The sequence below is a fragment of the Tardiphaga sp. genome (assembly GCF_044340795.1).
Taxonomy (GTDB): domain Bacteria; phylum Pseudomonadota; class Alphaproteobacteria; order Rhizobiales; family Xanthobacteraceae; genus Tardiphaga.
The window spans coordinates 1-13,121 of record NZ_JBIISY010000174.1 but is presented as its reverse complement, the minus strand read 5'-3'; the positions used below and the strand labels follow the sequence as shown (position 1 = coordinate 13,121).

The following is a 13,121-nucleotide window of genomic DNA, read 5'->3' as shown; positions in this document are numbered from 1 at the left end:
TGCAGCAGATCCATCTTCACTCACCTAAGAAAGTTACATTATCAATGCTGAACGGGACCTGTTCGGCGCAATCTTCCCTCTCGTGCAAGGCGCTCAAACTATAGGTTCCCCTGGATCTCGACAGCGGTCTCCGATATCTAAACGGTATGACCTATCGTTCTCACATAGCCCTGCGTGGCGCGCGGACCGACCGCCGACATCAAGCACGCGTTCCGGCTATGACTGGGACCGTCTGATCCGGAAACGTCGTTCGTCGCCACGCAGCTGGTGACTGCTGTTCTGCGTACCGAACGAAGGTTTCCCATGTTCTCCCATGATCAGCTCCAAGGTGTCGCTCTGACGATCATCGTCGGGGGCGGGGCTAAATGTTGCTGATCGGAGCTCCCGCATTCGGGGGACGTGCTGATGGGACAGCACTTCCTCCTCTTCACGGACGCTCGCGACCTTCCGCTGCAGAAGGTCATGCGGATGACTGAGCCTGGCGCGTACCGCCGGTTCAAGCGGGCACGTTGGCCCAAGACGAACGGCGAGCCGTATGCGGGCTTGGCGAACGACCTAGCTGGAATGCACAGCCGAGTCCGTTGTGATTGTTGAACTCTGACAAACATTCTCTAGCTGCGGTTTCCATCATCAACGTGCGGGTTCGACGTGTTCGGAACTATTGACACGAGCGCGACTAGGCGGTCATTTTGACCAGATGAACGAGAGTCTCGCGGCCAGGTATCGGATCTTTTCGATCGCAGAATTCTAGCCCTGAAGCTTGGTGCGCCCCAAGCTTTAGGGCCTGCTTGGCTATGATCTAAATCTCGTCTCAGGCGTATTACCCCAAAGAAACAAGCATCGGCTAGTGCGTTCCGCGCTGTCTCCGTCAATGAGGTCACACGCAATGAGTGAAATCCCTCTTCACAAAGCTAAACCGCACATCGTCGTCAGCGAGATCGATCACAAGCGACTTACAGAGTTGGCCAATGCGGCCGAAGCGGGACCGTTCGCGGCGGTCGGCGAGGATCTTTACGTAGAGATGGATCGCGCAGAAGTGGTGCCGACGGAGCTTATGCCGCCTGATGTCGTTCGGATGGGATCGACAACTGAGTACCGAACCGATTCCGGCGAGCGTCGCCAAGTAATCCTGGTTTTTCCGGAAGACGCCGACATTGCGGCCAACCGTATATCCATCCTTACTCCGATCGGTGCGGCACTTATCGGACTGAAGGCTGGTCAGTCTATCATTTGGCGGACACGCGGGGGAGAGGAGCACGAGCTTACTGTTGAGGCGGTCAGCGCGCCGCCAGATCCTAACCGTGCACAATGAGGCGCGGGGCTCTCACACCAGCGCCACAAAGCTCGATCAATTAAGAGGCTGGGTTGCATTCAGTGTTGCGCACATGAGCGTTTGATTGTTTTGAGCAGCTTAGTGATCGGCACGTGCATATCCCTGGCTGACCGACGCTCCGAGCAATTCGCTTGTGCAGGTCTGCGCCATCTCGACCGCGCTCTGAAGGGCTCGTTCTGGAACCGTAAAAGATAAGTCGCGCGGGAAGTCCTAGGACTCGTTCTATATCAACAATCAGGGCTCTCACGATCGAGTCCGGTCGTGCCAGGCTCCCGAAGCTTGGCGCGTGCGCTTCCGAAGTGGCCGTCCTCCGAAGACCGCGTTCTTGGTGAAAATTAGCCGAACGGCCGATACCCGGTGGCTGACGGTCCAGTGCGAAATTGACGTCCGGAAGCGAAGATCGAGCCGAAGCGTCTGACCATCGTCGGCGTCGATCTCTGCCTGAAAGATTTGATCATTCGCGCTGACGCGCAGGTCGTGAAGGCGCCGAAGAGCCTCAGCAAGGCGATGAAACGAATGCGGCGCTCACAACGCGTCCTGGGCCGTCGTACCCCGAGATTGATCGCGATCTCAATGCGGCGATAAACCTGCGCCGTATCGGGCTGAAGACGTTGTTCGTCGGGCAGCCCATCATCGTGGAGACCGTAGGGCGGGTTCTGTCCGAACGGGGAGCGTCAAAGCTCCGAACGCCTGTGGAGCGCCCTCTTCCGGGGTCGGGGCATTTGCCCCGATCAGGTATCACTTCGCCGAAGCAAAAAGTCCAGCCGAGCAACGTCGGATGAAACAGAACCCAGAGGCGATGATCGGCTTGTTCTAGCGACACGGCACTCAGTGCTAGCTCTGCAGATGTATTGCGACGATGCAATGTCGGTATCCGTTGAAGCATCCGGTTGTACCGTCTGCTCCTGCAGCCGACTTAAACGCGTTCTGCGATCGACAGAGCGTTTCCGATAGCGGCACCTGCTGCGGTATTGTCAAAGACACACCAAGTAGTGACCGCAGGAGCGAGGCGCAGGCGCTCGGTGATGCTATCGAGCGCTGCCTGGTCGTAGTCGGAGTAGTAGGTCCTCGGAGCGCCGTGGAGACGGTAGTAGGCCAAACCATCCCACCCTCCCGGCTTCCCGTCGCCGTAAAGCACCGGGTGGGCGGCCGCGCGGGCCACGCACAGCCCTCTGAGAAGCAAGTCTGCATTCGCGGTAAACCAACTCGGGTGACGGGGCTCAACGGCGATAGCAACAGGGAGGAAGGAGCGCGCTCGATCAAAAAACCTTCGGGCGATCTGGATGTCTAAAGCAAGCTTGGGCGGGAGTTGCACCAGTACGACGTCTAGCTTGTTACCCAGACCCGTGACCTCGTCAGCGAAAGCCTTAAGGAGGTCGTTGGTACCGACCAAACCATTGTCATGCGTGATCGCTTTGGGGACCTTCACAGAAAACCGGAAATTTGGCCCGACGGTCCCGGCCCATCTTTCGTAAGTGGTCCGTCGATGGGATCGGGAGAAGGAGGAGTTGATCTCGACAGCTCCGAGGCGTGACGCATAGCGTTTCAGGTGACTACCCTCACACGGAAAATCACCGGAATGTGACGCAGGAATAGACCATCCGGCCGTTCCTATACGTCGTGCAGCACGTGCCACCGCCCCTTCGCTCCATGACTTCATGCAAAAAATGGCCCGCCGAGGCGGGCCATCGTAATTAGCGATACAGTGAACGCTCCTTGCGGACTTCATCAGCGCCGTACGGCTGACTCGCCGGATCATACCCAGTCCAACCGCTCTTCTGCCAGGCGGCGCTGCGATCTCGCAAGTTGACCGAGGACATATTCAAAATGGCCTCCAAACGGGCCTTTTCGCCATCAGCGACCCTGGCGGTGACCAACGAACCGCCGCGGCGGACGCCTTCGGCATAAAGTGGAGCCTCGTCGTCCGATACGCCGGCTTCGGTTAATGCGCCTACGAGACCGCCGGTTGCGGCACCCGCAGCGGCACCGACCGCGGTTGCGGCCAGCCAGCCGGCTGCCACGACCGGTCCGAGACCGGGGATGGCAAGCAGGCCAAGGCCAGCGAGCAGACCGGCGGCACCACCGATGCCGGCGCCGACGCCGGCGCCCGTACCGGCGGCTTCGGCACGGTCATCGACACCGTCGCCGTCGCGGTCCTTCTTGCCGTCAAACCAGCCGTCCGAATTGTTCGCGACGATGCTGATGTCGGAGTGAGGGACGCCAGCGGCCTCGAGCTTTGTCACCGCGGCCTGAGCGTCGGAGTAGTTGTCGTACAGACGAGAAATGGTCGATGTCATGTTTCTTGGTTCCTTATTTAGCCGCGTTCACGTTGCCCTGAAAATCGACGCTGATCCCGGTCGTCACGCCGCTCTTGGAGGCCTTGCCACGCCAGACGCCGTTGTCGTCCTTCTTGAGCTCGGTCACGTTGCCGTAGCCGGCCTTCTCGATGGCCGACTTGGCCTGGCCTTCGGTGAAGGAGTTGCGGCCGGCGACCGGAGCGTTGGAATTCTTCTGCTCGGTATTGACGGCACCGTTGTTCGGTCCGTCCTTGGCCGGCGTGTTCTGCGCGAAAGCGGCTCCAGAAGCGAGCAGGGAGGCGGCTACGATGAGATTGGAGATCGGTTTCATGCAAATCCTCACATTGTAACGGGGCCTTCCAACATTCTCGGACACGCTCGGTTCCACTCCTTCAAGTGTGAAGCATTTCGTCCAATCCTGGCCCGAACAAGCAGTCCTAGCCCCGGTTGGCCGATCTTTGTATGGCTTGACCGGATGCTGCTTCCGCTTGGCTCGCGACCAAAATGGTAAAGGATATCCACGATGCCGAATGCCAGCCTCACGGCCGAAGACTTCCGTTCGCCGGCTGTCATGCTTTCCGGCGTAGTCGACTACGATAAGTATCGGAGTTTCCGCCAACAGCTCGACTAGGCGGAAGAAAAGACCCTAGTCATCTGCGAACTGTCGACCTTGGGCGGTGACCCGGAGGTCGCACGCATGATGGGAGAAGACATCCGGTTCAACAGCGAATTGGCTCCCGACCGAAGATACGTATTTTTGGGGAAGGTTGCGATCTACTCTGCTGGGATAACATTCATGACCTTTTTTGTCTGGGAGAACCGCTACGTCACGCGAGGAAGCCGTCTGATGGTCCACGAGCGCAAGCTCTCAAAGACAATGATGATCGACGGCCCACTCACGACTTGTCTGGGGACAGTCCAGGCGACGCTCAACGAGATTGAATGCTCGATCGCGATCCAGAACGAGGGGTTCGAGAATCTTGTGCGCGGGTCGCAGGTTACGATGGAAGACGTGCTGAAGAAGGCCCCCAGCAACTGGTACCTCGAGGCGAACGAGGCGCGGGAGCTCGGACTTATCGAATCGGTTCTATAACGCAATGAGTAGCCTGCAGGCGCGATGAGTTATCGGGGGTCACGCGCGATGGGAGCTCAACCGTCAGCGTTCGAAATCGGCGCACTGCGGGAAGGCGGCACTTTCCGAGACTGTTCCGGATGCGCGCTTCGTCGGGAAATCTGGACGGCGTTTCGATTCTGTTGCTGCGAACAGCCAGGCGGCCAACAGCGCGTAACGCTTTCTAAGCCGTTGCGAGAGGCTTTCGTCTTCATCGAACAGGTCGAGTTGATCCATGGAGCGATTGCACCGTCCAAGAAATTAATATCTGCCTTATAACGGTGGTAACTCTTCAGTGAGCGATAATCGCTGCGATGGCGAGCTTGCTCTATTGGCGATCTGATGGCCCCATAGAAAACGCGGATGCCCCGCGCAACGATGGGCTAACCATCCATATGCAGGATGAAACGGGATAGCGCGCGGCACCCTGCGGACGGCACCCGCAAAAGATTGGGATGGTCGATTTGTTCCGCACGCGCCGACAGCACACGATGGTCTCCCAGGCCGAAGCCATCCATCGCTCCCAGGCGGTGGCCGAATATCTGCCCGACGGCACCGTGGTCGATGCCAGCCGGGCCTATCTGGAGATGTTTGGCTACTCGTTACCCGAGACAGCAGGGCGACATCACGAAATGTTCGTGCCCTCGTCCGTGCGGGAGAGCAGAGACTATCGTGGTTTCTGGAGTGGACTCGCCCAGGGGGAGTCTACCTTCGGACATTATAAGAGGATCGCAAAAGACGGCAGGGAGATCTGGATCCAAGCTTGCTACTGTCCGCTAACCGACAAAGCTGGGCGCTGTGCCGGCGTGGTGGAAGTCGCCATGGAGATTACTCCAGAGCGGCAGCGCGCCATCGATGCCGATGGCAAAGTCGCGGCGATCGATCGGGCGCAGGCGGTCATAGAATTCGCTATTGATGGGACGATCCTGACGGCAAACGGGAACTTCCTGAAGACCGTCGGCTACGGGCTCGATGAGATACGGGGGCGTCATCACCGCATGTTCGTCCCGCTGAACGAGGCCGAAAGCCCGGCATATGCCGAATTTTGGGACGGCTTGGCCGAAGGGCGATACGACGCGGGCGAGTACAAGAGAATTGGAAAGGGAGGCAGGGAGCTATGGCTTCTGGCGACTTACAATCCGATCTTCGACGAAACCGGCAAGCCCTTCAAGGTCTTGAAGTTCGCGACCGACGTCACGCAGCAGAAGATGACCTCGGTGGACCTCGGAGGGCAGATCGCGGCGATCGAGAAGTCCCAGGCGGTGATCGAATTCTGTATGGACGGAACGATCATCCGAGCTAACCAGAACTTCCTCGACGCCGTCGGGTATTCACTCGACGAGATCGTCGGCCGGCATCATCGGATGTTCGTGGACCCTGCCGAGCGGGTTGCCAGTTCCTACACCGAGTTCTGGGCGGACCTCAATCGGGGCAACTACCGCGCGGACGAGTACCGGCGCATCGGCAAGGGGGGCCGCGAACTCTGGATCCAGGCTTCCTACAATCCGATCCTCGATCTCAACGGGAAGCCGTTCAAGGTCGTCAAATACGCGACCGATACCACGGCTCTGGCCATTGGACGGATGAAGGCGTCACGCGCGCATTCGCTGATCGAATCCGTGGCTGCGGGCAGCGAGGAGATGAGCGCCTCGATCCAGGAAATCTCTCAGACGATGTCCAAGTCGCGTCGGACGGCGGCGGAAGCGGCGGAGCTCGTCGGAGCGGCCGATCGCCAAGCGTCGCGGCTCAACGATGCCGCGCAGGCGATGGGAGGCATCGTCGAACTGATCGGCAACATCACCAGCCAGATCAACCTCCTCGCACTGAACGCGACCATCGAGTCGGCGCGCGCCGGCGAGTCCGGCCGCGGCTTCGCAGTGGTGGCTTCCGAGGTGAAGAACCTCGCCAATCAGGCAAAGCAGGCGACCGACAAGATCACCGACGAAATCGCCGGGCTGAACGGTGTCAGCGGGGACGTCGTGAGCGCACTATCGGGTATCAAGCGAGCGATCGAGGATGTGCGGGAGTTCGTCAACTCCACCGCGGCGGCCGTCGAGGAGCAAAGCGCGGTCACCGCCGACATGTCCGTCAACATGCAGAGGGCTGCCGCCGAGCTATCGTGATCGGGCTCTGGACCGATGCGTGTTTCCGGAAGCCCGTTGGAGCTTGGAGACAATCGTCGCGCACGAAGTGAGTCTCGTGGAAGGGCCGAACAAGAGCGTCTTAGGCGCGTTGAGCCATCCTAGATGCCGGAGATGGACATGGCCGACCAGGATTTCCGAAGAGCGCACCAGACATCGTTGATCGTTCCCGCCGCGATACTCGCTGTCGCCGCTTTCGTGGCATATGGGTGGGGGGACGGGTCAAACCGTCCAGAAGATCATTCCGGAAGGCAGTCCAAGGAAGCGTCAGGTAGCGTTGTCGATCCCGGGCGCGGACGGGACGCTAGTTCGCCGACGGAGATCCCGGTTCCCGGCTGGAAAGACGTCGCAGTCCGGACCTACGAGCAGATCGGCGAAGATCGACTCTTGGCGGTCGCAGCAGGCGTCGTGTTCTACGGTCTTTTGGCACTTTTCCCTGCAGTAACGGCGCTCGTGTCGTCCTATGCGCTTTTCGCGGATCCGAAAACGATCAGCGACCACATGTCCTTCATAGCGGATACACTTCCAGCGGGGACCTTTGCGATCGTTCAGGACCAGGTCGAGCGCGTCGTCTCAAAAGGCGACACCAAGCTCGGCCTCGCCTTCGGTTTCAGCCTGCTGCTCGCGGTTTGGAGCGCCAACGGCGGCATGAAGGCGATCATCGACGCGTTGAACGTCGTCTACGATGAAAAGGAATCGCGGAGCTTCGTGCGGTTGAACGCCGTGTCCCTCTCGTTCACGCTAGGCGCTCTGGTCGCGGTGCTCGCCGCCATCGGGCTGGTCGTCGCCGCCCCGTTGGCCATGTCCTCACTTGGTCTGGGCGAAACTGGCGACCTGATCTTGCAGTATGGCAGGTGGCCTGCTCTGGCCGTAATGGTCCTCCTCGGTTTGGCGTTGCTGTACCGGTTCGGGCCGTCCCGCAGGGCACCCGAATGGCAATGGGTGTCGGTAGGAAGCGTGCTTGCCGCGGTCGCCTGGCTGGCCGGCTCTGCGGCTCTCTCGTATTACCTCGCAAACTTTGCCGGATACGACGCAACGTATGGATCGCTAGGTGCGGCGATCGGCCTGATGATGTGGATGTGGATGTCCACAATCGTCGTACTTTTTGGGGCCGAACTGAATTCCGAACTCGAGCATCAGACCGCGAGGGACAGCACGGACGGCGGCGGAAAACCCTTGGGTCTCAGAGGCGCAGAAGTCGCCGATACGGTCGGAGGTGCGCGATGATCCCTATCGCCACGGATGGCGGTGTGCCCCGCCCAAAGCGCCAGATCTTCCTTCGAAACGAACAAATGTAACGCGTCGGTGGAACGAGCTCGCGACGTGAACATTGCACCGTCGCCCCGACACTGACGGCTGGCTTGCTGGCACCCCTTGAGAGGTTTCCATGACCGACGATCAGACACCTTCCGTGACCGAGCAACTGTCGGACGTCACCTCTACCGTGACCGAGAGCGTGAAGTCCGCCGCGAGCACCATAAGAGGCGCGATCGAGGAGGGCCGCAAGCCCGGCAACTCGCTCGACACTCTGAGCAAGGTGGTACGCCAAACGCCACTCGCGGCGTTGGTCGTCGCTTTTCTAGTTGGGCGAGCCTCTAAGAGGCGTTGGTGATGCTTGTCGAGCTGAACCGAAAGATCGACCGCGCCAAGCATGCCACCGGATCCTTTCTTCATGATCAGGTAGAGCAGACGCAAGCGCTTGCAGTCTCTTTCGCCGTGGCTATCGCACTATATGCGGCCGCGGCCGTCTTCCTGATCGCTGCGATGCTTGTCGGAGCTACGGCGGGTTTTCGCTGGATCGAAATCAACTACGGACTCTTCGAGGCGTTTGGCGCGTTGGGTGCTATCCTTGGGTCATTCATGGTTCTTTTCATCGCTCTCGCCATTTACCGCTTGAAACGCCCTGCCAAGCGCATCGTGCCACTCGCGAGCCGATTGCGTGTCGCAATCAGCTCATCGCCATCTCGCGACGAAATCGCGCCGGCGGCGACCGTCGCGTCGCTCCCTACGCGCAGCAGCGAGGCACGTGGCGGCTCAGCCGTGTCGGCACTCGTCATCGCGGCATCCCTCTTCGGATGGGCGTTGGTACGGCGTAATTCACGACGATCAGCTTAGGCCAACCACGGAGGAGCTGCGGATGCGTGTAGATCCTCCAATTCCGGGCGAACATCTCGACACAAACCGGGAGGCCGCAGGTCTAGTCGCCGCCATGGCAAGCGCGATCCTTGCGGCGATGATCATCTCCGCCCTCTATTTCGGCCGTGACATATTTGTTCCGATGGCCTTGTCCATCCTTCTGACCTTTGTCTTGGCGCCCGCGGTGCATGCTCTTCAGCATATTCGCGTTCCACGTAGTCTCGCCGTAGTGGGGGTCGTGCTGTGCGCGTTCGCGTGCATCTTAGGCTTGGCCAGTCTCTTCGCAGCACAGCTGAACGATCTCGCCGGCGAGCTTCCCAAGTATCAAACGACCATCAGTCAGAAGATCAATTCGCTGCGGAGCACGACGGCCGGGCGCGGTACGCTCGAGCGCGCTTCCGACATGCTCAAGGACCTGAGCAAGGAGTTGGACAACCCTGCGCCTGCGGCTCGCAGCGGCTCGCTGGGGCAGGTTTCCCTGACGCCGTCCGGAACGGTGACGCCGGTCCCGGTCGAGGTCCGACAACCTGATCCCAGCGCGCTCGAGAACCTGCGCACGGTTTTGTCGCCCTTGGTCCACCCACTTGCGACCACCGGCATCATCGTCATCTTCGTGATCTTCATCCTCATCCAGAGGGAAGACCTCCGGAACCGGCTGATCCGCCTGGCCGGAGCACACGATCTCCAGCGCACGACCGCCGCGCTCGACGATGCCGCTGCGCGTCTCAGTCGGCTGTTTCTCACGCAGATCGCCGTAAACGGCGCGTTCGGCATCGTAATCGGTCTGGGACTTTGGGCCATCGGAATCCCGAGTCCTATTCTCTGGGGCCATAATGGCTGCTGTGCTGCGATTCGTGCCGTATGTCGGCGCCGTGATCGCGGCCGCATTCCCCTTGATCCTCGCCGTCGCCGTCGATCCGGGCTGGTCGCTCTTGCTCTGGACGGCGGCCCTCTTCGTTGTGGTCGAGCCGTTAGTTGGGCACGGTATCGAACCGCTTGTGTACGGACGCAGCACCGGCCTCTCGCCCGTCGCCGTTGTCGTCGCCGCGACTTTCTGGACCGCACTGTGGGGGCCGATCGGCCTTGTCCTCGCCACCCCGCTTACGGTGTGTCTCGTGGTCCTCGGTCGTCACGTGGAAAAGCTGCAATTCCTGGACGTTATGTTCGGCGACAGACCGGCCCTGACGCCGCCCGAGATCTTCTACCAGCGCATGCTCGCCGGAGACCCCACGGAAGCGGCAGAAAAGGCTGAGCAATTCCTCAAGGAGCGCTCGCTTGCTTCCTACTACGATCAAGTCGCTGTCCCCGGCCTACGCCTTGCGCAAAACGACTCCGACCGCGGGGCGCTGCTGCTTGAGCGGCAGGCGAAACTGCGGGACTCGGTTCGCGAGTTTACGTCAGACTTGGCCGAAATCGACGAAGAGGACGAGGACGACTCGACAACGGACACCGAGGCCGCGACCGCTGTGGATCGCAGCCCCGAGAAGAGCCCGCGGAGCGCATGCCCGTCCTTAAACGGGAGGATCTGGCTCCAGCGTGGCACGGAGACCCGGCGGTTCTCTGCGTGGCGGGAAGATCCTTGCCCGACGAAGCCGCAGCCGTGGTGATGGCGCACCTCGCTGAAGTGTATGGGATCGCCGCAAAGGCCGAGCCGTCCGAAGCGCTCGCCAACACCAACATCGTTCGACTGCAGCCGGATGGCGTGCAGATCGTTTGCCTCGTCCACATGGGTGACGAGGTGTCGTCGCACACCCGCTTCGCGATCAGGCGCCTAAAGCGAAGGATGCCGAAGGCTCGGATCATGCTTTGTTGGTGGTCGGGCCGGATCGATGAAGAGACCGCGGAGCGACGCCGTTCGGAGGCGAGGGCGGATCTCGTCGCGATCTCCCCGAGCCAGGCGCTCGCTATCCTCTTGGCCGCCGCGTCCACCCCAATCACCACTCAACCCCAGGCCGAGCCCGCGGCGATTGCGAACTGAGCATTTCCGCCTAGCGGATGCAGAGCGCGGGACGGCTTGCACCGTCGGCCGCGCTGCGATTAGCTACATACACCATTTCAATACAAGGAGAAGGCGGTGCAGGAAGCGGAAATCGGATGGCTCGCAGCGATCATCGTCGGCGGTTTCGCCGGATGGTTCGCCGAAACGTTCATGAAGTCCGGGACGGGCAGGTTACAAACATCGTCCTCGGCATCGTCGGAGCCGCGTTAGGCAACTGGCTGTTGAAGCTCATCGGCATCTCGCTCAGCGGCTGGACCGGGTATCTGATCGCCGGTTTCGTGGGCGCCTGCATCATCATCGCATTGTGGCGTCTCGTCCGGGGACGGTCCGTCTAATGCCGTGGCCTTTCGCCCGCCGTAGGCGCCGGTGTGGCCGGACCTCGCCGCCAACCTCGGAAGTTCATCTGAAATCGCCCGCCCCTCGCACACGCAGTGAGGAAGGTTTCGCATTTATTGGCGAAGACAATTGCTGGCCAAAAATTGTTTGCGAAGCGCGTGAGTGCCCTTGCCGGAACATAGCATCTCGCGGCCGGTTGATGGCGCACGCCTGAATGCACGCATAGGGCGTGCCTCGCTGGCGCTTCCTGTGGAGGGTCAGATGAGATTGTGTCAGCAGTTTTTTACTGCCTGTGTCGTTGTCGGCTTCAGTTCTGCTGCAGTGCAGGCCGGGCCGTGTACCACTAACAAAACAACGGAAATGCCAGACGCCGGGTCCGGGCCGACGCCGGGAAATACGTCACCTACCGTAGGGTCTAGTTCGGCGTCACCACAGCATCCGCCAACCGGCGCGATGAACCAGCAAGCTGGTTCTGGAGCCGCTTCATCAGAAGATGTTCGGCGGCAGACGCAAGGCCAACCAACTGCGGCGCAGCAGGCTGAGGGCGCGAAAGGCTCGTCGGGGCAAACCGCTGGCAAGGACTGCTAGTCACCAATTTAAAAATGAACGCCGGCGCCGGATCTGGCCGCCTCCGGTGCTGGCGCTCCTGCCAGGGGCGCGAGATTTTGACCAAATTGCAGTCGACACCGACTGGCCCCACGGCAAACTGATCGGTGACGCGCTCTTTGGTCACAAGCGCTCAATATCGAAGCCGTTTCGCCTCAGGTCGTCGAGGGCGCACAGATCGTCGCTATGAACAGCGGTTGGTGGATGCACCACAAATCGATGTTCCTTGTGCTGATCTAGGTGCTCTCTGATTTCGGACAGACGGTCAAAATGGCGCGTCGATAGTAAACGGCCGTTACCCTTGATTTTTCCGAACGTTTCGATGGTCCAGCGGGTACGCAACTTTGCATTCATTCTGACTACTCCTTGCCACCGCAAATGCTGATCACGCGTGATCACAATAAGACATTGGTCAACCCGACCGGTTTGATTCAGCGCAAAGTATCGCCGACAGCGGCCGTGTAGATCACCGGGATGAACACACGTACCCGACTATCTTGGCTAGTCTTTGGAATGACGAACGCAGTACTCTTCGGGCTGGGCATTATTCCAGTCCTTACGATCAAAGCGTGGTCTGAATATGCTGCCTATCTGATTCCAGCGGTTGTAGTTCTCAGCTTTGTGCTCGCGTTTCCGATTGCTTGGTGGCTCGTGCCCTGGATGAGGGCGCGAAACGAGCGTCGTCGCTCGTTGATGAAGTAGCACCTGCAATTTTTATTCGCGAGCGCGGGATAGTCATCACATAAACTGAAGCAATAGGACACGGCTTGCTGCGGCTAAGGCCCCTGCAACGAACCCGACGATGCCAAGCGCGATCGAGCCGAAAGGACCGGATTGCTGCCAGCCATAGATTGCCGCTATGGCAACCGCTCCGCCAACGACGGTCACGGTCCAGGCGATTTGAACTACAATCTTCAGAGCCTTTAATTCGGCACTCCCCACCACCATTACGACGGTATCTTATATGGCGGTCTACAGCGACTAGGACGGTTTCCATCTTTCGATCCTAGCGAGCGCTGCTCGGAAGAATTCGACAAGCTCAGTCACGTCTTCAGGCTTAGGCGGCGCAGCGCCCGTGTGGTCCAGAAGAGCGGGGATGCTCTTCTGGTATTCGAGGAAGTGCCCGTCGTCCATTAGATGGCCCTCAAGCGACTGAGGGCCG

General features: G+C 60.0%; 13 protein-coding genes and 2 pseudogenes. 10 read left to right on the top strand and 5 right to left on the bottom strand.

The features are described from left to right. The first annotated feature begins 886 nt into the window (after window positions 1-886). A complete protein-coding gene (gene rnk / locus ACIQ17_RS23460; RefSeq protein WP_398471600.1) occupies window positions 887-1,312 on the top strand; it encodes a nucleoside diphosphate kinase regulator in 426 nt (141 codons plus the stop codon). Between the two features lie 937 nt (window positions 1,313-2,249). On the opposite strand, the gene ACIQ17_RS23455 is transcribed toward rnk, so the two are convergent. From ACIQ17_RS23455 to ACIQ17_RS23445, 3 genes are read right to left on the bottom strand one after another with little or no spacing between them, the layout of a single operon-like run. After that, on the bottom strand, window positions 2,250-2,993 hold the full coding sequence (locus ACIQ17_RS23455; RefSeq protein WP_398471599.1) for a DUF72 domain-containing protein: 744 nt from the start codon (window positions 2,991-2,993) through the stop codon (window positions 2,250-2,252). Window positions 2,994-3,027: 34 nt separating this feature from the next. After that, a complete protein-coding gene (locus ACIQ17_RS23450) occupies window positions 3,028-3,630 on the bottom strand; it encodes a general stress protein (protein WP_398471598.1) in 603 nt (200 codons plus the stop codon). Between the two features lie 13 nt (window positions 3,631-3,643). Next, window positions 3,644-3,961 (bottom strand): hypothetical protein, encoded by a 318-nt coding sequence (locus ACIQ17_RS23445; RefSeq protein WP_398471597.1) that lies wholly within the window; start codon window positions 3,959-3,961, stop codon window positions 3,644-3,646. Window positions 3,962-4,426: 465 nt separating this feature from the next. Here ACIQ17_RS23445 and ACIQ17_RS23440 point away from each other — a divergent pair, with 465 nt between their 5' ends. Then, on the top strand, window positions 4,427-4,723 hold the full coding sequence (locus tag ACIQ17_RS23440; protein WP_398471596.1) for a hypothetical protein: 297 nt from the start codon (window positions 4,427-4,429) through the stop codon (window positions 4,721-4,723). Between the two features lie 63 nt (window positions 4,724-4,786). On the opposite strand, the gene ACIQ17_RS23435 is transcribed toward ACIQ17_RS23440, so the two are convergent. After that, a complete protein-coding gene (locus ACIQ17_RS23435; RefSeq protein WP_398471594.1) occupies window positions 4,787-4,978 on the bottom strand; it encodes a hypothetical protein in 192 nt (63 codons plus the stop codon). A 218-nt stretch (window positions 4,979-5,196) separates the two neighbouring features. Here ACIQ17_RS23435 and ACIQ17_RS23430 point away from each other — a divergent pair, with 218 nt between their 5' ends. The 8 genes and pseudogenes from ACIQ17_RS23430 to ACIQ17_RS23395 all read left to right on the top strand — a co-directional run bounded on the left by ACIQ17_RS23430 (window position 5,197) and on the right by ACIQ17_RS23395 (window position 11,352). Beyond that, the gene (locus tag ACIQ17_RS23430; protein ID WP_398471592.1) at window positions 5,197-6,864 is read left to right on the top strand and encodes a PAS domain-containing protein; all 1,668 of its coding nucleotides are present in this window, start codon (window positions 5,197-5,199) and stop codon (window positions 6,862-6,864) included. Window positions 6,865-7,002: 138 nt separating this feature from the next. Further along, window positions 7,003-8,109, top strand: coding sequence for a YihY/virulence factor BrkB family protein (locus ACIQ17_RS23425; RefSeq protein ID WP_398471591.1), 1,107 nt, complete (start codon window positions 7,003-7,005; stop codon window positions 8,107-8,109). A gap of 160 nt (window positions 8,110-8,269) precedes the next feature. Further along, on the top strand, window positions 8,270-8,494 hold the full coding sequence (locus ACIQ17_RS23420) for a hypothetical protein (RefSeq protein WP_398471590.1): 225 nt from the start codon (window positions 8,270-8,272) through the stop codon (window positions 8,492-8,494). Beyond that, window positions 8,494-8,997, top strand: coding sequence for a phage holin family protein (locus ACIQ17_RS23415; protein ID WP_398471589.1), 504 nt, complete (start codon window positions 8,494-8,496; stop codon window positions 8,995-8,997). Before ACIQ17_RS23420 ends, ACIQ17_RS23415 begins: the two co-directional genes overlap by 1 nt. A gap of 22 nt (window positions 8,998-9,019) precedes the next feature. Further along, a pseudogene (locus ACIQ17_RS23410) lies at window positions 9,020-9,457 on the top strand (AI-2E family transporter); the annotation flags it as partial. A gap of 394 nt (window positions 9,458-9,851) precedes the next feature. Further along, entirely contained in the window at window positions 9,852-10,625 is a 774-nt protein-coding gene (locus tag ACIQ17_RS23405) for an AI-2E family transporter (RefSeq protein WP_398471588.1), read from the top strand. Beyond that, a complete protein-coding gene (locus tag ACIQ17_RS23400; RefSeq protein WP_398471587.1) occupies window positions 10,598-10,996 on the top strand; it encodes a hypothetical protein in 399 nt (132 codons plus the stop codon). The genes ACIQ17_RS23405 and ACIQ17_RS23400 overlap by 28 nt, the downstream gene beginning before the upstream one ends. Before the next feature lie 96 nt (window positions 10,997-11,092). Beyond that, window positions 11,093-11,352: pseudogene (locus tag ACIQ17_RS23395) on the top strand (GlsB/YeaQ/YmgE family stress response membrane protein). Between the two features lie 730 nt (window positions 11,353-12,082). Here the strand turns inward: ACIQ17_RS23395 and ACIQ17_RS23390 are convergent. Next, window positions 12,083-12,313 (bottom strand): hypothetical protein, encoded by a 231-nt coding sequence (locus ACIQ17_RS23390; RefSeq protein WP_398471586.1) that lies wholly within the window; start codon window positions 12,311-12,313, stop codon window positions 12,083-12,085. Window positions 12,314-13,121: the final 808 nt, after the last annotated feature.